At 65.6% G+C, this 20969-nt stretch carries 26 protein-coding genes; 15 read left to right on the plus strand and 11 right to left on the minus strand.

The annotated features are described in order from the left end of the window. Positions 1 to 37: 37 nt before the first annotated feature. Complete coding sequence (gene hisD, locus IEV62_RS13575; RefSeq protein WP_188448375.1) at positions 38 to 1324, minus strand: histidinol dehydrogenase; 1287 nt, start codon at positions 1322 to 1324, stop codon at positions 38 to 40. Then, positions 1321 to 2079: an ATP phosphoribosyltransferase gene (gene hisG / locus IEV62_RS13580; RefSeq protein ID WP_229733146.1), complete on the minus strand. Its 759-nt coding sequence runs from the start codon at positions 2077 to 2079 to the stop codon at positions 1321 to 1323. The genes hisD and hisG overlap by 4 nt, the downstream gene beginning before the upstream one ends. A 67-nt stretch (positions 2080 to 2146) precedes the next feature. Here hisG and IEV62_RS13585 point away from each other — a divergent pair, with 67 nt between their 5' ends. Then, positions 2147 to 3250, plus strand: coding sequence for a DUF2332 domain-containing protein (locus IEV62_RS13585; protein ID WP_188448377.1), 1104 nt, complete (start codon positions 2147 to 2149; stop codon positions 3248 to 3250). Positions 3251 to 3393: 143 nt separating this feature from the next. Here the strand turns inward: IEV62_RS13585 and IEV62_RS13590 are convergent, their stop codons facing one another. The 4 genes from IEV62_RS13590 to IEV62_RS13605 form a co-directional block, all read right to left on the minus strand. Continuing rightward, positions 3394 to 4284: an alpha/beta fold hydrolase gene (locus tag IEV62_RS13590; RefSeq protein WP_188448379.1), complete on the minus strand. Its 891-nt coding sequence runs from the start codon at positions 4282 to 4284 to the stop codon at positions 3394 to 3396. Positions 4285 to 4413: 129 nt separating this feature from the next. Continuing rightward, the gene (locus IEV62_RS13595) at positions 4414 to 5316 is read right to left on the minus strand and encodes a pirin family protein (protein WP_188448381.1); all 903 of its coding nucleotides are present in this window, start codon (positions 5314 to 5316) and stop codon (positions 4414 to 4416) included. After that, positions 5313 to 5756 (minus strand): NUDIX hydrolase, encoded by a 444-nt coding sequence (locus tag IEV62_RS13600; RefSeq protein WP_188448383.1) that lies wholly within the window; start codon positions 5754 to 5756, stop codon positions 5313 to 5315. Before IEV62_RS13600 ends, IEV62_RS13595 begins: the two co-directional genes overlap by 4 nt. Beyond that, positions 5753 to 6043, minus strand: a complete 291-nt coding sequence (locus IEV62_RS13605) for a BolA family protein (protein WP_188448385.1) — start codon at positions 6041 to 6043, stop codon at positions 5753 to 5755. Before IEV62_RS13605 ends, IEV62_RS13600 begins: the two co-directional genes overlap by 4 nt. A gap of 40 nt (positions 6044 to 6083) precedes the next feature. Between IEV62_RS13605 and IEV62_RS13610 the strand changes: the two genes are divergently transcribed. Next, positions 6084 to 6695: a J domain-containing protein gene (locus IEV62_RS13610; RefSeq protein WP_188448387.1), complete on the plus strand. Its 612-nt coding sequence runs from the start codon at positions 6084 to 6086 to the stop codon at positions 6693 to 6695. A 490-nt stretch (positions 6696 to 7185) separates the two neighbouring features. Here the strand turns inward: IEV62_RS13610 and IEV62_RS13615 are convergent, their stop codons facing one another. From IEV62_RS13615 to IEV62_RS13635, 5 genes are read right to left on the minus strand one after another with little or no spacing between them, the layout of a single operon-like run. Then, positions 7186 to 7638, minus strand: coding sequence for an SRPBCC family protein (locus tag IEV62_RS13615; RefSeq protein WP_188448389.1), 453 nt, complete (start codon positions 7636 to 7638; stop codon positions 7186 to 7188). A gap of 11 nt (positions 7639 to 7649) precedes the next feature. Then, the gene (locus tag IEV62_RS13620) at positions 7650 to 8303 is read right to left on the minus strand and encodes a glutathione S-transferase family protein (RefSeq protein ID WP_188448391.1); all 654 of its coding nucleotides are present in this window, start codon (positions 8301 to 8303) and stop codon (positions 7650 to 7652) included. Positions 8304 to 8350: 47 nt separating this feature from the next. Beyond that, on the minus strand, positions 8351 to 9175 hold the full coding sequence (locus IEV62_RS13625; protein WP_188448393.1) for a VOC family protein: 825 nt from the start codon (positions 9173 to 9175) through the stop codon (positions 8351 to 8353). Position 9176: 1 nt separating this feature from the next. Next, positions 9177 to 9527, minus strand: coding sequence for a DUF1428 domain-containing protein (locus tag IEV62_RS13630; RefSeq protein ID WP_188448396.1), 351 nt, complete (start codon positions 9525 to 9527; stop codon positions 9177 to 9179). A gap of 43 nt (positions 9528 to 9570) precedes the next feature. Further along, positions 9571 to 10005: a VOC family protein gene (locus tag IEV62_RS13635; RefSeq protein WP_188448398.1), complete on the minus strand. Its 435-nt coding sequence runs from the start codon at positions 10003 to 10005 to the stop codon at positions 9571 to 9573. A 101-nt stretch (positions 10006 to 10106) separates the two neighbouring features. Here IEV62_RS13635 and IEV62_RS13640 point away from each other — a divergent pair, with 101 nt between their 5' ends. The 13 genes from IEV62_RS13640 (at position 10107) to IEV62_RS13700 (ending at position 20900) form a co-directional block, all read left to right on the plus strand. Next, entirely contained in the window at positions 10107 to 10769 is a 663-nt protein-coding gene (locus IEV62_RS13640; protein ID WP_229733149.1) for a winged helix-turn-helix transcriptional regulator, read from the plus strand. Between the two features lie 33 nt (positions 10770 to 10802). Further along, a complete protein-coding gene (gene cobS, locus IEV62_RS13645; protein ID WP_188448401.1) occupies positions 10803 to 11819 on the plus strand; it encodes a cobaltochelatase subunit CobS in 1017 nt (338 codons plus the stop codon). After that, on the plus strand, positions 11816 to 12355 hold the full coding sequence (locus IEV62_RS13650; RefSeq protein WP_188448403.1) for a hypothetical protein: 540 nt from the start codon (positions 11816 to 11818) through the stop codon (positions 12353 to 12355). Before cobS ends, IEV62_RS13650 begins: the two co-directional genes overlap by 4 nt. Positions 12356 to 12362: 7 nt before the next feature. Further along, positions 12363 to 12797, plus strand: coding sequence for a methylmalonyl-CoA epimerase (gene mce, locus IEV62_RS13655; protein WP_188448405.1), 435 nt, complete (start codon positions 12363 to 12365; stop codon positions 12795 to 12797). A gap of 32 nt (positions 12798 to 12829) precedes the next feature. Then, positions 12830 to 13078, plus strand: coding sequence for a hypothetical protein (locus IEV62_RS13660; RefSeq protein WP_188448407.1), 249 nt, complete (start codon positions 12830 to 12832; stop codon positions 13076 to 13078). A 2-nt stretch (positions 13079 to 13080) separates the two neighbouring features. Next, positions 13081 to 13353: a type II toxin-antitoxin system RelE/ParE family toxin gene (locus tag IEV62_RS13665; protein WP_188448409.1), complete on the plus strand. Its 273-nt coding sequence runs from the start codon at positions 13081 to 13083 to the stop codon at positions 13351 to 13353. Then, positions 13350 to 14132, plus strand: a complete 783-nt coding sequence (locus IEV62_RS13670; protein ID WP_188448411.1) for an enoyl-CoA hydratase-related protein — start codon at positions 13350 to 13352, stop codon at positions 14130 to 14132. The genes IEV62_RS13665 and IEV62_RS13670 overlap by 4 nt, the downstream gene beginning before the upstream one ends. 167 nt (positions 14133 to 14299) lie before the next feature. Continuing rightward, the gene (gene scpA, locus IEV62_RS13675) at positions 14300 to 16441 is read left to right on the plus strand and encodes a methylmalonyl-CoA mutase (protein ID WP_188448413.1); all 2142 of its coding nucleotides are present in this window, start codon (positions 14300 to 14302) and stop codon (positions 16439 to 16441) included. Further along, positions 16438 to 16815 carry a lysozyme inhibitor LprI family protein gene (locus IEV62_RS13680; protein ID WP_229733151.1) on the plus strand — a complete coding sequence of 126 codons (378 nt, stop codon included), beginning with the start codon at positions 16438 to 16440 and terminating at the stop codon, positions 16813 to 16815. Before scpA ends, IEV62_RS13680 begins: the two co-directional genes overlap by 4 nt. A 5-nt stretch (positions 16816 to 16820) precedes the next feature. Then, the gene (gene bioB, locus IEV62_RS13685) at positions 16821 to 17915 is read left to right on the plus strand and encodes a biotin synthase BioB (RefSeq protein ID WP_373868596.1); all 1095 of its coding nucleotides are present in this window, start codon (positions 16821 to 16823) and stop codon (positions 17913 to 17915) included. 8 nt (positions 17916 to 17923) lie between these two features. Continuing rightward, complete coding sequence (locus IEV62_RS13690) at positions 17924 to 18199, plus strand: BrnT family toxin (RefSeq protein ID WP_188448415.1); 276 nt, start codon at positions 17924 to 17926, stop codon at positions 18197 to 18199. Further along, entirely contained in the window at positions 18180 to 18479 is a 300-nt protein-coding gene (locus IEV62_RS13695; protein WP_188448417.1) for a BrnA antitoxin family protein, read from the plus strand. The genes IEV62_RS13690 and IEV62_RS13695 overlap by 20 nt, the downstream gene beginning before the upstream one ends. 306 nt (positions 18480 to 18785) lie before the next feature. Beyond that, complete coding sequence (locus tag IEV62_RS13700) at positions 18786 to 20900, plus strand: acetyl-CoA carboxylase biotin carboxylase subunit (RefSeq protein ID WP_229733155.1); 2115 nt, start codon at positions 18786 to 18788, stop codon at positions 20898 to 20900. The last annotated feature ends 69 nt before the right edge of the window (positions 20901 to 20969 follow it).

Here is a 20969-nt window from a genome sequence, read left to right on the forward strand (position 1 = left end):
CCCGGCCTGCGCCGGGGAAGCAGAGATAGTCTAGGGGCTAGTTCAACCGCAAAGCCACCGACCTTGCATGCGCGGGCAGGCCCTCGGCTTCCGCCAGCGCGACGGCGGCGGGGCCGATCGCGGCCAGCCCTTGCGGCCCCAATTGCAGGAAGCTCGTCCGCTTCATGAAATCGAGCACCGACAGTCCGCTGGCAAAGCGCGCGCGGCGGCCGGTGGGGAGGACGTGGTTGGGCCCGGCGACATAATCGCCGATCGCTTCCGGGGTGTGGCGGCCCATGAAGACCGAGCCGGCGTGGCGGATCTGGTCGAACAACGCCTGCGGATCATCGCAGGCGAGTTCGAGATGCTCGGCGGCGAGCCGGTCGATCAGCGAGATCGCGTCCGCCAGGCTGGCGGTGACGATGATCGCGCCGTTCGCGTCCCACGCCGCGCGCGCGACCTTTGCCGTGGCGAGCGTGTCGATTTGGGCGTCGACTTCAGCGGCGACGGCATCGGCGAAGGCGGCATCGTCGGTGATCAGGATCGACTGGCTGGTCGGGTCATGCTCGGATTGGCTCAGCAAATCGGCGGCGATCCAGTCGGCGCGGTTCTGCCCGTCGGCCAGCACAACGATTTCGGACGGGCCAGCGACCATGTCGATCCCGACCACGCCGTACAGCTGGCGCTTGGCCTCGGCGACCCAGGCGTTGCCGGGGCCGGTGATGACGTCGACGGGGGCGATCCGGTCGGTGCCATAAGCGAGCGCGGCGATCGCTTGCGCCCCGCCGATCCGCCACAATTCATCGACCCCGGCGATGTGCGCGGCGGCGAGCACCAGCGGGTTGATCTCGCCATCGGGGGTGGGGGTGACCATCACGACGCGATCGACGCCTGCGACCTTGGCGGGGATCGCGTTCATCAGCACCGAGGAGGGATAGGCCGCGCGCCCGCCGGGGATGTAGATCCCGGCATTCTGGATCGCGTTCCAGCGCGCGCCGGTGCGAATGCCGTTGGCGTCGGTCGTGTCCGAGCCGACGGGCCGCTGCTTTTCGTGATAGGTGGCGATGCGTTGCGCCGCGAGGTCGAGCGCGTCGCGCAAGGCCGGGTCGAGCGCTTCGTACGCGGCGCGCCAGTCGGCGGGGTCGATTTGCCAGCCGGTGGCGTTCAGGTCGTGGCGGTCGAAGCGCTGCGTATAATCGGCCAGCGCGGCATCGCCTTCGTCGCGGACGCGCGCGATGATCGCGCGCACGTCACGCGCGACATCGGCATCGGCTTCGCGGCGGGCGTTGACGAGCGCGGTGAAGTCGGCGGCGAAGGTGGGGGATGTGGTGGTGAGGCGGATCATATCCCCCTCCCGCTTGCGGGAGGGGTTAGGGGAGGGGATGTCATGACGATTGAAGCGGCGAGATCGACAGGCCCTCCCCTAGCCCCTCCCGCAAGCGGGAGGGGAGAAGGGGCAACCGCGCGCCGGAACGCCTCGACCAAGGGTACGATCTCGCCGCGCGTCTTGAATGCGGCGCGGTTGACGATCAGCCGCGAGGTAACCTCCATGATCGTCTCGACCTCGACCAGCCCGTTTTCTTTCAACGTCCGCCCGGAGGAGACCAGATCGACGATGCGCGGCGCGAGGCCGAGCAGCGGCGCCAATTCCATCGCGCCGTTCAACTTGACGCATTCCGCCGACACGCCGCGGCGCGCGAAATAGGCTTCGGTGACGTGCGGATATTTGGTTGCGACGCGGACATGGCTCCAACCGCGCGGATCGTCCGTCGCCGCCAATTCGGCGGGCTCGGCGACCGACAAGCGGCAATGGCCAATGCCGAGATCGACCGGCGCGTACAGTTCGGAATAATCAAATTCCGCGAGCACGTCGGACCCGACGATGCCGAGTTGTGCGGCACCGTGCGCGACGAAGGTGGCGACGTCGAACGCGCGGACGCGGATCAAGTCGATTCCGGGGGTGTTGGTGGTGAAGCGCAGCGCGCGGCTATCCTCGTCGCTGAAGGCGGCTTCGGGGATGATTCCGGCGGCGGCGAGCAGCGGAATCGCCTCGGCGAGAATGCGGCCCTTGGGGACGGCGATAATGATGGGCTCGGGCATGATGGCCGGGGCTTTACTTGGGGGGCGAGGTGGGCGCAACAGATGCCGTCGGTGGAGAAAATCGATCATGGCGGACGAGAAAACCAATCGCGGCGCATTCCTGATCCAGCAGCATTATTGCGACGCCAATGCAGCACCCATTTATGGCCGGATGTGCGGCGCGCTGGCGGCGGGGCTGACGCGTGACTCCGCGCTTGGCGCGCGCATCCTCGATTGGCCGGGCGAGCCGACGCGGGATGCGCTGCCGCTGCGGCTGTTCGGCGGTTTTCATGCGCTGGTGCTCAGCGGTGCGGATGCGGGTTTGGCGGCGGTCTATGCGGGTGCGGTGACGGGGGAGGCGGAGATTTGCGCGATCTTAGAACGCGTGCTGGCCGAGCAGGAGGCGGCGTTGCTGCCGTGGCTCGACGGGCCACCGCAGACCAATGAGCCGGGGCGATCGGGCGCGCTGAAGTTGGGTCTGATCGCGCTTGCGCGGCAACATGGGCCGAAGATCGAGCTGCTGGAGATCGGATCGAGCGCGGGGCTCAATTTGCTGATCGACCGCTATCGCTTCGATCTGGGCGGGACGTGGTCGGGGCCGGCGGGTGCGGCGGTGACGATCACCCCGGAATGGAAAGGCCCGCCTGCGCCGGCGGTTCCGGTCGAGATCGTGTCGGTGCGCGGCTGCGACGTGAATCCGCTCGATGCGACCGATCCGGCGGTGGCGGCGCGGCTTGCGGCGTTCGTCTGGCCCGAAACGCCCGAACGGCTCGCGCGGGTGCGCGCGGCGATCGACATGCTGCGGGAGCGTGGCGTCGATTTGGTGCAGGCGGATGCGGCCGACTGGATCGAGGCGCGGCTCGCCGAACCGCAGGCCGAGGGTGTGACGCGCGTGCTGATGCATTCGGTCGTGTGGCAATACCTGCCCGAGCCGGTCGCCGAGCGGATTCGCGTGGCGATGAAGGCCGCGGGTGCGGCGGCGACGGCGGCGCGCCCGCTTGGGTGGGTGATGATGGAGCCGGATCGCGCGCTCGGGCATCAAGTGATTCGCGCGCGCTCCTGGCCCGGGGATGGCGCGTGGACGACGGTGGGGACGAGCCATGCGCATGGGACATGGATCGATACGAGCGGTACGACGGGCGATGCCGCGCCGGGCGTGGATTTGCCCGAAGCGGCGCGGGTTAGCGTTTAGCTCCTCCACGGAACGGGGAGGGGGACCGCCAGCCTTCTTCAGGCTGGTGGTGGAGGGGGCGTTGCTGGGCGCTGCGCTGCTTGACTACCCCTCCACCATTCGCTGAAGAAGCGAATGGTCCCCCTCCCCCGTTGGGGGAGGATTTAGCGGGGCAACCACCCCCGGATCGCCGCCACGACCGCATCCGGGTTCTCCCACGGCACGAAATGTCCGGCGTCGACCTTTACCAGCGTGAGGCTGGGCACATAGCGCTCCAGCCCCTCGAGCTGACTAGGCAGCAGCGCTGCATCGCCCAGGCCCCACACCACCAGCACCGGCTGTGGCATTGGCGGGAACGTCCCGTCAAGGAACGCCGGGCGCGTCGGGGTTTCGTCCATCGCAGGGACGATGATCGCGCTGGCACGATACCAGTTGAGCATCGCGGTCATCGCGCCGGGCTGACCCCATTGGTCGAGATAGATCGGCTTTTCGTCAGCGATCTTCTCGAAATCGGTGTGGCGCAGGAAGCTCGACTCGAAGAAGGCGGGCAAGCCGATCCGCGCGATATGCGCTTCGAAATCGGGGTTGCGGAAGGCGGTGATGTATTGGCTCGCGTCGCGCTGCGCCATGTCGTCGAACAGCGTCTTTTGGAAAATGAACGGGTGCGGGGCGTTGACGATGACGAGGCGCGTGATGCGCGCCGGGTTGTGCAGTGCTGCCATCCACGCGATCGCCCCGCCCCAATCGTGGCCGACGAGGGTGAAGGTGGTGAGGCCGAAATGATCGGCGAGCGCGAGCAGATCGGCGACGAGATGGGCGGGTTTGTAGGCTTCGATCCCCTCGGGCTTGGACGAGCGCGCGAAGCCGCGTTGATCGGGCGCGATGACGAAATGATCGCGCGCGAGCTGCGGGATCACGTGCCGCCAGGTGCGGTGCGATTCGGGGAAGCCGTGGAGCAGGATCATCGGCGGGTGCGCGGGGTCGCCTGCGGTGGCGACGTCGAGCGTGACGCCGGTGGCGAGGGGGATCGAGGTTAGGGTGAAGGCGTCTGGCAATTTATTCCCCTCCCGCTTGCGGGAGGGGCCAGGGGAGGGCCTGTCCTCAAGCGCCGCGCGGTCGGGTCAACATGCCCTCCCCCAACCCCTCCCGCAAGCGGGAGGGGAGCAAAAAGAGGGGAGACAGTTTTACGGATAGCTCACCGTCTTCGGCACCGCCGGAATCGGGATCCATTCCTGGTCGTCGCCCGGGACCTTGGCGAATTCGCCCGCGGTCCAGGCGCGCTTGGCTTCCGCGATGCGGTCCTGCCGGGACGATACGAAATTCCACCACACATGGCGCGGTGTGGTGAAGGCTTCGCCGCCGCATAGCATCGCGCGGGCACCCGTCGCCGAGCGTAGCGTCGCCGCGATGCCGGGCCTGAGAACGTAGAGCGTCATCGGGTCGAGCGGCATGCCGTCGAGCGTCGCTTCGCCAAGCGCAATATAGATCGCGCGCTCATCGGCGGCGGCATCGATCGGTATGCTGCCACCGGGATCGAGCACGATGTCGGCATAGATCGTCTCGGCATAGGTCGTGGTCGGCGCGGTGACGCCCCACAGGCTTCCCATCACGACGCGTGCCCGTGCACCGGCGGTTTCGACCGTCGGCAGATCGGCGCGCGCGACATGTTCGAACGCCGGGTCGATCTCCTCATCGGCCTCGGGCAGGGCGAGCCAGGTCTGGATGCCCGACAGTTCGGGGCCGACCGCGCGCTCGGCACTGGGCGAACGCTCCGAATGGACGATGCCGTGCCCGGCGGTCATCAGATTGACTGCGCCGGGTTCGATCACCGCGACACTGCCGACCGAATCGCGGTGCGCGATCGCGCCTTCGAACAGATAGGTGACGGTCGCGAGGTTGATGTGCGGGTGCGGCCGCACGTCGATCCCCTCGCCGACGGAAAGCCGCGCCGGGCCCATTTGATCGAAAAAGATGAACGGCCCGACCATCGTGCGTGGGCGCGAGGGGAGCGTGCGATGCACCTTGAAGCCGCCGAGATCATGCGTGACGGGGGTGATCGTTTGCAGGATCAGATCATCGTTGGTCATGCGGTCGCCTCCATCTGATCGAGGATCTCGGCCAGGTCTTCGGGAAAATAGGGTTCGTCGTGCGCGGCGAGGGCCGCTTGCGAAAACCACTGCCAGCGCGTCATCACGCGCTGTTCGAGCGCGGTGTGGCCGCCGGTGTCGATCTCCGCAGCATCCGTACGAACGAGGAAATAGCGTTCGTCGGCGCTGACCGGCACGCCCTCGATCGTGATGAACTCGACGTGGCGCTGGAAAAGCTCGGGGCCGCAATCGCAGTCTAGCCCGGTTTCCTCGCGGAGCTCGCGCCGTGCGGCGTGCGCATAGCTTTCACCCGGATCGACCGCGCCGCCCGGCGTGCACCAGAAGGGCGGGCGATCGCTCGGCGTGAAGCGGAACAGCAGCACGCGCCCGTGCGGGTCGAGCAGCAGGATGCGCGCGGCGGGGCGGAGTGCGCGGGTCATTCGCCGGGGGCGGTGGCGCGGATTGCCAGCGCGTGGATGCGCGTGGCGAGCAAATCGGCGAGCGCGGTGTTGATCAGCCGTTGCCGCGCGACGCGGGTGAGGCCAGTGAATGCGGCGCTCTCGACCGTGACCGTGAAATGCGATTCGCCGGTCCCGTCATCGCCCATATGCCCGGCATGCTGTGCACTGTCGTTGGAGACGAGGAGGCTGGTGGGGACAAGCGCAGCGTCGAGGCGCTCGCGGATTTCGTCGACGATCGGGCGGGGGGCGGTGGCGGGCTGGGTCATCGCGCCTATATAGACCGTTTTTGGATTTGAGGGAGCCGCGTTGGCGCGCGAAGACGACAAGAAACGCGAAAAGCCCTCACCCCGCTTCCACGGGCGGATCGAGGGCAGTGGCCGTGCGTGCGAGGAAGCCGGGTGCGATGCGCCGGGTGAATTCCGCGCGCCACCGGCCGAGGGGTCGAGCTATGGCGCGGAGGGGCCGCGACCGTATCGCTGGTTCTGCCTCGAGCATGTCCGCGCCTTCAACACGCGCTACAATTTCTTCACCGGGATGAGCGCTGAGGAAATCCACGCGCAACAACGCCCCTACGCCGGATGGGAGCGCGAAACCCGCGCGTTTGCGCATTCGGGGGCCGACGTACCACCGAAATGGGCCGATTTCACCGATCCGCTCGATGCGATCGGCGCGCGCTTTCGGCGTGCAGCGGAACCGGCACGCGCCGATGGGCGGCCCTTGTCGGAGCAGGATCGGCGATCGCTCAAGGTGCTGGGGCTGGCGGCGGACGTCGACCGCCGCGGCCTGCGGGTCCGTTATGCCGAACTGGTGCGGAAGTATCACCCCGATCGCAACGGTGGCGACCGCAGTTTCGAGGCGAAATTGCAGGACGTGATCGCGGCCTACACGCAACTGAAGGGCGCTGCGGCGTTTGTGTGAGGGGGCGGATGGCGGACGGACGATTGTTGCTCTAGCCTGGCCCGATGGACACAGACCCTGGATCCGCCAAACGCACTGCGAAATGGCCGATATTCGTCGGTCCTATTTTGGGTGCGGCTAGCTCGCAGATATTGGAGGCTTTCCTTCCACCCTTGAATGAAGCCGCGCGACAAAGCGTTGCAATCGTTGCGGCGATCGGGATTTCTGTCGTTTTGATGTATTTACTGGCGAAACTTGCGCGAGATTGGTGATCCGTACGGCGACCATGTTTCACCCAACCGCCACCCCGTCGTCACCCCGGCCTTGTGCCGGGGTCCACTAGGCAGCTTGGCGCTCGGGGTGCGGTTAAGAGCGCCGAGTGCACGGCGAGGCCTGCTACAGTTATGAAGCAGTTTGCGGGCGGCACGGTGGACCCCGGCACAAGGCCGGGGTGACGGCGAAGGTATTGCCTCCCCCCCCCCCGATTCAGCGGGAGGGGGGAGGAATCCGTTCACGCAATCCGCCTCGCCACCTCCTCCAATTGCTCGGCGACCTTGCCCCAACCCTCGGTGAAGCCCATCGCCTCGTGCTGCTGCATCGCCTCGGCGGTCCAGTGGCGGGCGGTGCCGGTGTAGCGGGTCTGGCCGTCCTCATCGGCGAAATCGAGGATGCCGACGATGAACGGCCCGGCGGGTTCCCAGCCGTGCGTGAAGGCATCGGTGAAGACGATCCGCTCGAGCGGGATCACCTCCAGATACACGCCATCCTGCGGTGATTCCTCGCCATTGGGCCCGCGCATAATCATCGCCGAGCGCCCGCCGGGGCGCAGGTCCTGTTCGACGATCTCGACGGTCCATGGGCGGGGGCACCACCATTCGGCGAGATGATCGGTGAAGGCGCGCCATACCGCTTCGCGCGGGGCGTCGATCAGGCGGCTAATCTTGAGCTCATGTAGATCGGCCATCGGCAGTCTCCTCAATCGCGGTCGGGCGCGCCGAGCGGGAAGAAGTGGCGGTAGGGGCGCGCTTCCTCGACGCAGCGCGCAAAGGGCGGCCAGGCGAGCAACTGCGCGCGATACGCTTTCAGTGCGGCGTAGCGCTCGGGGATCGGGTGCGCCCAATCGGCATAGAAAAGCGACGGTGCGGCGGCACAATCGGCGAGCGTTGGCGTGTTGCCCCCCGCCGCCCAAATCCGCCCGGCAAGCTGCGCGTCGAGCCAGGCATAAGCGGTGTCGAGCTTCTTTCGCGCCTCCTCGATGCCGGTCGGATCACGCTTGTCGAAGGGACGGATCGCGTTTCCGACGATCTTTTGCACTGGAGCCATGACGTTGTTGTCGAACACGCGGTCGAGCAGGCGGATTTCGAGCGCATCGCCCTCGGGCACGAAGCGCTGTGCGCCAGGGTGATGGGTGTCGAGATATTCGATGATGATGCTCGCCTCGGGTACGGTCCGCGCACCGTCGGCGAGCACTGGGAATTGCCCGAACGGCCAGCGCCGCGCCAGCTCGGTCGCGGTGTTGAGCTGATCGGGGCCGAGCGTTCGATATGTGAAGGGCGTGTCGTTGGCGTAGAGCGCGATCAGCACCTTCTGGCAGTAAGACGAGAAGGGGTGGGCGAAGAGCTCAAGCATTGGCCACCGATTGGCCTGTTACCGGGTTTGCCATGGCGATATTCCCTTCAGACTCTGGAACCGACCAACGCGAACACCGCCCCTTGCGGATCGACCCCGACCATTGAAAAATCGCCACCGGGAATTTCCGTCGGCGGCTGGACGATGCTGCCACCGTCCGCGGTGATCGCGGCGACGGCCACGTCGATGTCGGGCACGCGGAAGTAATAGGTCCAGGCCGAGACCGGCATGTGCGCCATCTTGGGCATGACCGCGCCGATCATCCCGTGGCCCGGGGGCGATCCGTCGGGCGCGCGGCCGGCGTGGCGCAGGAATTGGTATGTGCCGAGCGGACCCATGTCCATCTCGCCATCCTTCACCCAGCCGAAGCGCTGGCCGTAGAAATGGAGTGCGGCGGTCGGATCGGCCGACGCAAGCTCGTTCCACGCGCAATGGCCCGGGCGGGGCATGTCGTAAGAAAAGGACAGGCTGGTCGCGTCGGGCGCGTTGGCGGGCGGGGTCGGCTTCATAACGTAGAAGAGGGCACCTTGCGGATCGGCGACGAAGGCGATGCGGCCGACGCCGGGGATATCCCACGGGGCCATATGCACCGCGCCGCCGCCATCGGTGATCGACCGCGCCATGGCATCGACATCGTCGACCGAGACATAGCCGAGCCAGGCGGCGCGCGCGCCACCCGTCTGCATCTCGGGGGTCAGCGGCATCAGCCCGGCGACCGCGCCATTGGCGGAGGAGATCATGCGATAGTCGATCGGGCCACTGGGCGCGGCCTCGATTTCCCAGCCGACGACTTTTTGATAGAAGTCGCGCGCACCATCGGCATCGGGGGTGATCAGTTCATACCAGATGAAGTCGCCATGATGGTTGGTCACGTCATTTCTCCAGAATGACGACGGGATCGAACCCGCCGAAAATCATGCGTTTACCGTCGAACGGGACCGGCGTGTCGCGCATCCGCGGATCGTCGCGCATCTTTTCGAACGCCGCATCGCGTGTCGCCTTGTCGGGCCATTCGATCCACGAAAAGGCGACGGTCTCGTCGCCGGTCGCGGCGACCGCACGCGCGAAATCGGTGACCGTGCCCGCCGGCACGTCATCGCCCCAGCCTTCGACGATGCGCGTCGCGCCGAGTTCGAGGAACATCGCATCGACGATGCGCGCATGGTCGATAAAGGCCTGCTTCTTGTCGCTCGGCACCGGGATCGCAAAGCCATCGATATACATCCAGTGTCTCCTGCCTGTGTCGGTTTGATCGGCGAGGGCGAGTTCAGCTCGCAGCGGTTTCGGTCTCGCGCAGTGCGTCGGTCGCTGCATCCGGATCCATCCAGAACGGCCCAAAGCCGTTGCCGTCGGGATCCTCGACCCCGCGCGAATACATAAAGCCTTCGTCCTCCGCGCCGTGGACTTCGCGCCCGCCGGCGGCGAGCGCGGCAGCGGCGAAGGCGTCCACGGCCGCGCGCGATGCGAGCGAGAGCGCGAAGAGCGCGGCGCTCGACGCTTTCGCGTCGGCGATCGGTTTGGAGGTCAGTGTGCCGTAAAACGCGGGCGTGGCGAGCATGAAGGTGATCGCATCCGACCAATGCAGCGATGCGACGGCATCATTGGAAAAGTCGGAATCGCGCGTGCAGCCGATCGCTTCGTAAAAGGCGGTGGACGCGGCAATGTCGGCCACGGGCAAGCTGATGAAGATCCTCTTTGTCACGGCGCAATTCTCCTGTGCGACTCGCTGTTTGCGTTTGATGCCGTGGTACGTTACCAAAAGCAACCATGAAGTTAGAAAAAGTGACTGAAAATTCTACGGCGATGACGAAGCGCTGGTATGACGATGCCTGCGGCACCGCGCTGGCGATGGAATTGGTGGGGGAACGCTGGTCGCTGCTGATCGTGCGCGAATTGATGTTCGGGCCGCGTCGCTTCGGCGAAGTGCGCGGCGGCCTGCCGGGAATCAGCGCCAATGTGCTGACGCAGCGGCTCGAGGGGATGGAGCGCGTCGGAATCGTGGCGCGGCGCAAGCTGCCGCCGCCCGCCTCGGTGCAAGTTTATGAACTGACGGCGCTGGGCTATTCGGCCGAGGTTGCGATCCAGGAATTGGGGCGCTGGGCGGCGCAATCGCCGCTACATGATGCGACATTGCCGCTTAGTGCCGCCTCGGCGATGCTGTCGTTCCGCACGATGATCGACCGCAGCCGCAGCGGCACGTTCGGCGTGACTGTTGGATTCCGCTTTGGCCATGAGGGCTTCGTCGCGGTGCTGGATGCAAGCGGCATCGCGATTCGGCGCGGCGACCCGGCGGGGGAGGCTGCGGTGGTGTTCGAAACCGACCCCGCAACGCTCGCGTCAGTCGTTTATGGCGGGCGCCCGATCGGCGATGCCGAAGCCGCCGGGACGCTACGGATTACGGGCGACCGCGCGCGCGCCGAAACCTTCGTAACGCTATTCCCCTTGCCGACGAAGCTGGGTTCTTGAGTCCGCGCCCATCCTTGGCCTAAGGCTGTGGCTATGACGAACATTCCCAACACCCAGCCCGACAGCCGCGAGACGACGATCCTCGACGCGCCCGACCAGATGAAAAAGGTCCGCGACCTGTTCGGGATCGATTCAGACATGGAGGTCCCGGCCTTCTCGCTCGCCGATGAACGCGTGCCCGATCTCGACCCGGCCTATGTCTTCGACGGCGACACGACGCTCGCGATCTGCGCCGGCTTCGCGCACAATCGCCGCGTGATGGTGCAGGGCTATCACGGCACCGGCAAATCGACGCACATCGAACAGGTCGCGGCGCGGCTCAACTGGCCGTGCATCCGCATCAATCTGGACGCGCATATCAGCCGGATCGATCTGGTCGGGCGCGATGCGATTGTGCTGAAAGACGGCCAGCAAATCACCGAATTCCGCGAGGGGCTTCTCCCTTGGGCGTTGCAGACGCCGACCGCTTTGGTGTTCGACGAATATGACGCGGGTCGCCCCGACGTGATGTTCGTGATCCAGCGCGTGCTCGAGACCGAGGGCAAATTGACGCTGCTCGACCAGAACCGCGTGATCCGTCCGAACCCGTTCTTCCGCCTGTTCGCCACCGCCAACACGGTCGGCTTGGGGGATACCAGCGGGCTGTATCATGGCACGCAGCAAATCAATCAGGGCCAGATGGACCGCTGGAACATCGTCGTGACGCTGAATTACTTGCCCGCCAAGGTCGAGGCGCAGATCGTGCTCGCCAAATCGGGTGAGTACGACAAGCCCGAGGGCAAGGCGCAGGTCGACAATATGGTGCGCGTGGCCGATTTGACGCGGCGCGGTTTCATTAATGGCGACATTTCGACCGTGATGAGCCCGAGGACGGTGATTACCTGGGCGCAGAACACGCTGATCTTCGGTGATGTCGGCTTCGCGTTCCGCTTGAGCTTCCTGAACAAATGCGACGAGACCGAGCGCGCCTTGGTTGCCGAATATTATCAGCGCGTGTTCGGCAAGGATTTGCCCGAGAGCGTCGTCGGCGCCGGCAAGTCGGGGTCATGATCCTCGCCTTGCTGCTGCAAGCCGCCGTTGCCCCGCCCGCGCCGTGGGCGGTGACGACCAAGGTCGATGCGGCGAGCAAGGCGACGACGAGTTCGGCCTGGTCGGTCGACAACACCGCGCGCCTTGTCGTGCGGTGCGACGTGACGAGCGAGAAGATCGTTTCGATCCAGTTCATTCCTAAGCCCGGCTTCGCCGCCGCGCTGCCGCGCCCGGTATCGATCAAGGCCGACGACGATGGCTGGCTCGGCACCAACTGGCAGTTTCCCGGCACCGGCGCCTTTATCAGCCAGGACGTGATCGTCACCAATCTCGCGGTCGTGATTGCGCATGGCAAGACGATCCACGTCCGTGTGATCGACCCCGACAATGCCGTGGTCGAAGCGAGCTTTGCCGGCCCGGGCGAGGCTCCGATCCGGCAAGTGCTGAAGGCGTGCGACTATGAATTCGGCGTGGCTCCGGCACGTTTCGCAGTGCCGCTCGCCCCCGCCGCTGCGCCCGATGCGAAGCCGCGGCCCGACCCTGCCGATGACGAGTGAGAGCAACATGACGACATCCCCTGCGACTGCGGTGCTTGGTCGCTTGAACCATGTCGGCGTGGCGACGCCGTCGATCGAACGCTCGATCGCGATGTACCGTGATTTGCTCGGCGCGACCGTGATCGGCGCGCCGTTCGATTTGCCCGCGCAAGGCGTGAAAGTGTGCTTCATCGACACACCTAATACGCAGATCGAACTGATCGAACCGTATGACGAAAGCTCGCCGATCGCGGGGTTCCTGCGCAAGAATCCGGCGGGGGGGCAGCATCATGTTTGCTTCGAAGTGCCCGATATCGCCGCCGCCGTCGCCGACCTGAAGGCCAAGGGCGCGACCGTGCTGGGGGAACCGCGCATCGGCGCGCATGGCACGCCGATCGTGTTCGTCCATCCCAAGGACATGGGCGGCGTGCTGGTCGAGCTGATGGAAACGCCCGACCACTAGCGCCAGGCGCGCTAAGAGAATATCGTGGCGCGATGAACAAGCCTGTTCCCGATCTGCGCTCTGTGGACGACGATCTTGGTCCGCTGGACAAGCACGGCCAGCAAATCTGGTCGCCGAAAGAGGAGGCCGCGATCACGCGGTTGACCGCCGATCCCGAATATTGGGCCGGCGTCGAGGAGGGGCTCGCCGATATCGCAGCGGGGCGTTGCTACACGCCTGAAGAAGTCGCGACGCACATGGCGGACCTGAAGCAACGCTGGTTGGCCGAACGCGGCTTGTGAGGTTGGTCTGGACGGCGCGCGGTCGGGGCGATCTTGCCCGTATTTGGCTGTTTCTGGCCGAGCATGACACCGAAGTCGCTGACCGCGTCACCCGCGAGATTCAGGCGCGATGTGAACGCCTCGCTGACTTTCCGAGAATTGCGCCGGTCGTGGCGCGCAATATCCGGCAGTGGTCGATTCCGAAGCTTGGTTATCTCGTGACATATTGTATCGCAGACGACCATATCCGCATCGTCCGCGTTCATCACGCCCGCGAAAACAGGGAGGCCCCATGACCTACGAAATGATTCTGAGCGAACGGCGCGGCGATGTGCTGGTGGTGACGCTCAACCGGCCCGAGCGGCTCAACGCCGCACCACCGCAAGCGTTCGAGGAAATCGCGCATGCCATCGCCAATCTCGACGGCGCCCGCGCGGTGTTGTTCGCCGGCGCCGGGCGGGGGTTCTGTTCGGGGGCGGATGTCGGTGGCGCGGCGCTGGGCAGCGATGACCCCGGCAACACCACGTTCATCGCGCTGACCCAAGGCTACAACCCGACGATGGCGGCGATCGCCGAGCTCGGCGTGCCGGTGGTGAGCGCGGTGCGCGGGCCGGCCGCCGGGATCGGCTGCAGCCTGGCGCTGGCCGCTGATTTTTGCGTGGCGAGCGAGACGGCGTATTTCCTCCAGGCCTTCGTCAATATCGGTCTGGTGCCCGACGGTGGCGCGAGCTGGATGCTGCCGCGCCTGATCGGCCGCGCACGCGCGAGCGAAATGATGCTGCTGGGCGAGAAGGTCCCCGCGGCCAAGGCGCTCGATTGGGGCATGATCCACAAGGTCGTGGCCGACGACGCGCTCGACGCCGAGGCGTTGGCGCTTGCCGAGCGATTGGCGGCCGGGCCCACCGTGGCGCTGGGCCTGATGCGGCGGCAAATCCGCAGCGCGTATGAGAGCGACTATGCCTCGGCCATGCTGCAGGAGGCGGAAAATCAGCGCGCGGCGCGCGGTACGGCGGATTCGATGGAGGGCGGAATCGCTTTTCTGCAGAAGCGCAAACCGGCGTTTGCCGGCGCGTAAGCTGCCGTTGGCGTCCTTCCCACGAAGCGGCAGGAGCCTACGCAGCGCGCTGAGTTGTCAACCGCTGCGCGTCGCTCCATAGACCCTCGCAACTGGGCCAATGACGGGCCGGACCGTCCGTCGGACGATCCGGCCCGTCACTCGGTCGCCAGGAGGGCGGAAATGGTATGAGCGAAAAACTGACTTTGACGGATTGGGCTGCAGCTGCCGCCAAAGAGGTGAAGGGCCGCGACCTCAAGTGGCACACGCCCGAGGGCATCGTGGTCAAGCCGCTCTACACCGCCGACGACACTGCGGATATTGACCCGGGTCTGCCCGGCTTCGCGCCCTTTACGCGCGGCGTGCGCGCGAGCATGTATGCCGGCCGTCCATGGACGATCCGGCAATATGCGGGCTTTTCGACCGCAGAGGCGTCCAACGCTTTCTATCGCCGCAACCTCGCCGCCGGGCAGAAGGGCCTATCGGTCGCGTTCGATCTGGCGACGCACCGCGGCTATGATAGCGACCATCCGCGCGTCACCGGCGATGTCGGCAAGGCCGGGGTTGCGATCGACACGATCGACGACATGAAGATCCTGTTCGACGGCATTCCGCTCGACACGATGTCGGTCAGCATGACGATGAACGGCGCGGTGATCCCGATCCTCGCCTTCTTCATCGTGACGGGTGAGGAACAGGGCGTCCCTCAGGCGCAGCTCGACGGCACGATCCAGAACGACATCCTCAAGGAGTTCATGGTCCGCAACACCTACATTTACCCGCCTGAACCCTCGATGCGGATTATCGCGGACATCATTGCCTACACATCCGCGCACATGCCCAAGTTCAACTCGATCTCGATCTCCGGCTATCACATGCAGGAAGCGGGCGCGACGCAGCTGCAGGAGCTGGCGTTCACAATCGCCGACGGGCGCGAATACGCCAAGGCCGCGATGGCGTCGGGGCTCGATCTCGATGCGTTCGCCGGGCGGCTGAGCTTCTTCTTCGCGATCGGCATGAACTTCTTCATGGAAATCGCCAAGCTGCGCGCCGCGCGGAAACTGTGGCACCGCGTGATGACCGATCTCGGCGCGAAGGACGAACGCAGCAAGATGCTGCGCACGCATTGCCAGACATCGGGCGTGTCGCTGACCGAGCAGGACCCCTATAACAACGTCGTCCGCACGACCGTTGAGGCGATGGCGGCGATGCTGGGGGGGACGCAGAGCCTCCACACCAATGCGCTCGACGAGGCGATCGCGCTGCCGACCGATTTTTCGGCGCGCATCGCGCGCAACACGCAGATCGTGCTGCAGGAAGAGACGGGGATGACCAAGGTCGTCGATCCGCTCGGCGGCAGCTATTATATCGAGAGCCTGACCGAGGAGCTGGTCGACAAAGCGTGGGAGATCATCCAGCGCGTCGAGGCCGAGGGCGGGATGGCCAAGGCGGTCGCGGCCGGCTGGCCCAAGGCGATGATCGAGGAAGCCGCTGCCGGCCAGGCCGCGCGGGTCGACAAGGGCGAGCAAGTGATCGTCGGTGTCAACAAGTATAAGCTCGCCGAGCAGGACCCGATCGACATTCTCGATGTCGACAATGTTGCGGTGCGCGAATCGCAGATTGCGCGGATTGCGCGGTCGAAGGCGGGGCGGGATGAAGCGAAATGTATCGCCGCGCTCGACGCGCTGCGCGAAGGCGCACGGGGCACGGCGAACCTCCTGGCGCTCGCGGTCGAAGCGGCGCGGCAGCGCGCGACGCTCGGTGAGATTTCCTCGGCGATGGAAGATATCTTCGGGCGCTATGACACCGTCCCGACCCCGGTATCGGGCATTTACGGCGGCGCACACGCCTTCGATGCGGCGTGGCAGGGGCTGAAGGAAGGTGTGGTCTCACTGGAGACCCGCAATGGCCGCCGCCCGCGCATGCTCGTCGCCAAGATGGGGCAGGACGGGCATGACCGTGGCGCGAATCTGGTATCGTCGGCGTTCGGCGATCTGGGGTTCGATGTCGTGCCGGGGCCGCTGTTCCAGACGCCGTCTGAGGCGGCCAAGCTCGCGATCGAACGCGATGTCGACGTGGTCGGCGCCTCCAGCCTCGCGGCGGGGCACAAGACGCTGATCCCCGAACTGATCGGCCATTTGCGCGATGCCGGGCGCGGCGACATCAAGGTGATCGCTGGTGGCGTGATCCCCGCGCAGGATTACCAATATCTGCGCGATGCCGGCGTGCAGGGGATTTTCGGGCCGGGTACCAATCTGGTCGAGGCGGCGGGCGATGTGTTGCGGCTGTTAGGGCATAACATGCCGCCGGTTGAGGAGGCGGCAGAATGAACCGATTTTTTATGGCGCTTGCGACACTGTCGCTCGCTGCGCCCGTCTCCGCCCAGACCCAGGCGCACATGAACGCGAGCGCCGACGGGGCGTTTCACCGCGCGGACAATCTTATGGCGCAGCAGTGGAAGATCACGTTCGCCCGGATGAAGGCGCGCGACGCCGCCGATACATCGCGCGGCGGCGGGTTTGGCTATGCCGCGACGCTGCTTGCCAGCCAGCGGGCGTGGCTCGCGTTCCGCGATAAGGAATGCACGATCGAGGGTGGTGAATTCGCCGGCGGATCGCTGCAGGGCATGACGATCACGCAGTGCCGCACCGGACTGACCGAGGCGCGAACCCAGCAACTGCGCAAGTTGGAGTGGCGGCGGTGAGTGACATGATGCGCGTAAGCGCTCCTGCGAACGCAGGAACCCAGAGCCATGAGCGCAGCGCCAATGCCACTGGGCTCCTGCTTGCGCAGGAGCACGGCGGGGTGCGTATCGACTGGACTCGCGACGAGATTGCCGTTTTGTTCGATTTGCCCTTCGATGACCTCATGTTCGAAGCGCAGAGCGTCCACCGTGCGCATCACGCGGCGGGCGAGGTGCAGCTCTGCACGCTCTTGTCGATCAAGACCGGCGGGTGCCCCGAGGATTGCGGCTATTGCTCGCAGTCCAAATCCGCCGATAGCGGCGTCAAGGCGACCAAGCTGATGGATCCGCGTAGCGTTCTGCAAATGGCGGCGCAGGCCAAGGATAGCGGATCGCAGCGCTTCTGCATGGGCGCTGCATGGCGCAACCCCAAGGACAAGGACATGCCTGCCATTGTCGAAATGGTGAAGGGCGTGCGGCAGATGGGCATGGAAACCTGCATGACGCTGGGGATGCTGACGCCCGGGCAGGCGGCGATGCTGGCCGATGCCGGGCTCGATTATTACAACCATAACATCGACACCTCGCCCGAACGCTATGACAGCGTCATCACCACGCGGACCTTTGCCGACCGGCTCGAGACGCTCGAGCATGTGCGCGAGGCGGGGATCAACGTGTGCTGCGGCGGGATCGTCGGGATGGGCGAGACGCGCGCGGATCGCGTCGGCTTCGTCCATGCGCTGGCGACCTTGCCGCGGCACCCGGAGAGCGTGCCGGTCAACGCATTGGTGCCGGTGAAGGGCACGGTGCTCGGCGACATGCTGGCGGATACGCCGATGGCGAAGATCGACGATATCGAATTCGTCCGCACCGTCGCGGTCGCGCGGATCACGATGCCGCTGAGCATGGTGCGGCTGTCGGCTGGGCGCGAGAGCATGTCCGAGGCGACTCAGGCACTGTGCTTCATGGCCGGGGCGAATTCGATCTTCACCGGCGACAAATTGCTGACAGCGGGGAACCGCGGCGACAGCGCGGATGCGGCGATGTTCGAACGGCTGGGGCTCCGGCCGATGACGGGGGCGGAGCCGATGCGGGCGCTTGACGTAGCTGCGATTTTGTAGTTACATTTGTGGAGTGGGTTTGGGACGAGCAGAAGGCTGCGACAAATTATCGGGATCATCGTGTACGGTTCGAAACCGCGATGCTGGTGTTCGACGATCCGATGTTTCTAAGCGTTCCGGACCCACAGCCCGATGATGATCGGTGGCGAACGATCGGGATGGTCGGCGCGACTACCTTGTTTGTCGTCCATACCGTGATCGACGAGAACGGGGTAGGCCGTATCATCAGCGCCCGTCGGGCGACACCGAGGGAAAGGAGAGTGTATGAAGCGTCACGTTTCTAAGGGCATCACCCCCGAGATCGCCGCCAACCTCGCCGAAATTGCGGCGATGGACGACGCGAGCATCGACTTGTCCGACATGCCCGAAGTGACCGATTGGTCGAACGCGGTGCGCGGCAAATTCTATCGTCCGGTCAAACAGCAACTGACGCTGCGGCTCGATGCCGATGTGGTGCATTGGTTCAAGACGCACGCGGACGGCGAGCGTGGCTATCAGACCAAGATCAACGCTGCGCTCCGCCGGTTCGTTGAGGAAGAAATCGCGCGGGAAAAGGCGGCGTGATTTCAAACACCCCCACCCGTCACCCGAGACATGTTCCGGGGTTCACTCCTCCGCTTGATATGCCGTCCGTTGTGGCACAGTGGACCCCGGAACACGTCCGGGGTGACGAAGGGGTGGCGGCACCGTGAAAATTGCCGCCGTATATTGGCTGATCGTCATTGTTGGAGTGGCAATAACGTTCTTGGCCAGTAACTTCGCTGGTCCGTCAGGCACACCGACTTTTTATGGGTCAACGTTGGAAGCACTTGCGCTTGGACTTATCGTTTTCGCGCTGGGCTTTTTTATTCTCCGGCTCCGAAAGAAGCATTGATGTTCAAAAAAATCCTCGTCGCCAACCGTGGCGAAATCGCCTGCCGCGTCATGCGCACCGCCAAGAAGATGGGCATCGCCACCGTCGCGGTCTATTCCGACGCCGATGCGCGCAGCCCGCATGTGCTGATGGCGGATGAGGCGGTGCGGCTTGGGCCGCCGCCGGCAGGCGAGAGCTATTTGCTCGCCGATCTGATCCTCGCCGCCGCCAAATCCACCGGCGCGGATTGCATCCATCCCGGCTATGGCTTCCTGTCCGAGCGCGAGAGCTTCGCGCGGGCGTGCGCCGAGGCGGGGATCGCCTTTGTCGGGCCGCCGCCCAAAGCCATCGCCGCGATGGGCGACAAGATCGAATCGAAGAAGCTCGCCAAGGCGGCGGGCGTCAATGTCGTGCCGGGCTTCCTCGGCGAAATCGACAGCACCGATCACGCGGTCGAGATCGCCTCGGGCATCGGCTATCCGGTGATGATGAAGGCCTCGGCCGGCGGCGGCGGCAAGGGGATGCGCCTCGCCTATTCCGAGCAGGACGTGCGCGAGGGCTTCGAGGCGACCAAGCGCGAGGGGCTGGCGTCGTTCGGCGACGACCGTGTATTCATCGAGAAGTTCATCGAAAGCCCGCGCCACATCGAGATCCAGGTGATGGGCGATCAACACGGCAACATCGTCTATCTCGGCGAGCGCGAATGTTCGATCCAGCGGCGGCACCAGAAGGTGGTCGAGGAAGCGCCGTCCCCCTTCGTGACGCCGAAGATGCGCAAGGCGATGGGCGAGCAAGCCGTCGCGCTGGCGCGGGCGGTGGGGTATTTCAGCGCAGGGACGGTCGAGCTGATCGTGTCGGGCGCGGATACGACGGGGGAGGGGTTCTACTTCCTCGAAATGAACACCCGTTTGCAGGTGGAGCATCCGGTGACCGAGGCGATCACCGGGCTCGATCTGGTCGAACTGATGATCCGCGTCGCGGCGGGCGAGCCGCTCGGGTTCAGTCAGGACGATGTCGTGCTCAACGGCTGGGCGGTGGAGAATCGCGTCTATGCCGAGGATCCGTATCGCGGGTTCCTGCCGAGCATCGGGCGGTTGGTGCGGTACAATCCGCCGGAGAGCGTGGGGACGCCGTACAAATCCCCCTCCCGCTTGCGGGAGGGGCTAGGGGAGGGGCTGTCAGCGAGCCCCGAGCCCACGGAACATGCCCTCCCCCAGCCCCTCCCGCGAGCGGGAGGGGAGCAAGAAGGAGAAGCCTACACCCGCGTCGATGACGGCGTGCGCGAGGGCGGCGAGGTCAGCATGTTCTACGACCCGATGATTGCCAAACTCATCACCTGGGCGCCCACCCGCATCGAAGCGATCGATGCGCAGATCGACGCGCTCGACCGGTTCGAGATCGTGGGACCCGGCAACAATATCGACTTCCTTTCCGCGCTGATGCAGCATCCGCGCTTCCGCAGCGGTGCCATCACGACGGGTTTCATCGCCGAGGAATATCCCGACGGTTTTCACGGCGCGCCGCCGTCGCCCGAGCTGGTCGCGGCACTCGCCGCGATCGCTGCCTTTGCCGCCACCGCCGAGGCCGACCGCGCGCGGCGGACCGACGGGCAGCTCGGCAAGCGGTTGCGCCCGCCGTCGGACTGGTCGGTCAAGATCGGCGAGACCGAACATCTTGTCGCAATCTCGACGCGCGGCATCACGGTTGACGATTCGGACCTCGACATCGCGCTCGAATATACGCCGGGTGACCGCGTGGTGGAGGCCGAGCTCGACGACGCCCCGCTCACCGTCCGGATCGCCCGCACCCGCGCCGGCTTCAAGCTGACGACGCGCGGCGCGACGCATGTCGCGCGTGTCCTGCCCGCGCATGTCGCGCCCTATGCGCAGCATCTGATCGCGAAGATCCCGCCCGATCTGTCGCGCTTCCTGCTGTGCCCGATGCCGGGGCTGCTGATGCGGCTCGACGTGGCGGCGGGCGACAAGGTCGAAGCGGGGCAACCGCTCGCCGTGGTCGAGGCGATGAAGATGGAAAACATCCTGCGCGCCGAAAAAGCGGGCACGGTCAAATCGGTCAATGCGGCACCGGGCGACAGCCTCGCGGTCGACGCGGTCATTCTGGAAATGGAATAGTCGCCAGCCCGCGACACCTTACGACAATAAATCGGTGGACCGCGCACGGTGTGCTAGTCCAGAAGAACA

Origin of the sequence: Sphingomonas psychrolutea (assembly GCF_014636175.1) — a bacterium.
In the GTDB taxonomy this organism is placed as follows: Bacteria; Pseudomonadota; Alphaproteobacteria; order Sphingomonadales; family Sphingomonadaceae; genus Sphingomonas; species Sphingomonas psychrolutea.